Source organism: Marivirga lumbricoides, from assembly GCF_014636295.1.
In the GTDB taxonomy this organism is placed as follows: domain Bacteria; phylum Bacteroidota; class Bacteroidia; order Cytophagales; family Cyclobacteriaceae; genus Marivirga; species Marivirga lumbricoides.
Map to the genome: position 1 here is coordinate 1 of NZ_BMEC01000063.1, position 622 is coordinate 622.

General features: G+C 45.7%; 1 protein-coding gene. It reads right to left on the reverse strand.

The genetic code is table 11. The annotated features are described in order from the left end of the window. Positions 1-44: 44 nt before the first annotated feature. Positions 45-329, reverse strand: a complete 285-nt coding sequence (locus IEV85_RS25020; RefSeq protein ID WP_229712746.1) for a sialidase/neuraminidase family protein — start codon at positions 327-329, stop codon at positions 45-47. Positions 330-622: the final 293 nt, after the last annotated feature.

Consider the following 622-nt stretch of genomic DNA (forward strand, 5'->3'; position numbering starts at 1 on the left):
ACGCGTGATCAGTAGAAACAAGGGTGTTTTTTGCTAAATCATTGCTACTTAAAGTAGATGATCTCAGCACCATCATGCCAGGACCATGATCCCAATCGCTCCCTGGATCCACAGAGAGCTACAATGCTATTTGAAGTCCATAGTACACTACTCTCCTTGGGTCTCCCTCTGATTAGTTCCACATAAAAACAAGGATTGAAGCATTCCTTGTTTGCCCAGTAATCAATGAATGCCCCTGAATACCCCGACCAATTCTGGTTGTTGACAATCATCTGGTATGAGATTGGCCCCGATTGAGTGTCGGTTTCTGCATTTGGAACTTTTAACATTTCATATCCTGACCTGGAGTCTTTGCTAATAGTCCTTCCAAGCCATGAGTTCTCACCGTCTAGGAATGCAAACCCTTTTACTCCAGGGTCTGGGCTCCCTCCTGTTATTGGCGCATCGCAGTTCCCACTGGTGGGGTCATTGGGTCGACTTGTGTCGGTTAAGATTTTTGAACACAAGTACTTGCTTGTGTGGGTCATCATCTCAGGATCTATAGTGATTACTGGTCTGTTTGCCCCCTTCCAATTGTCCCTGCATATACACTTGATCATCCCTGCTTTTGCTGATCACGCGT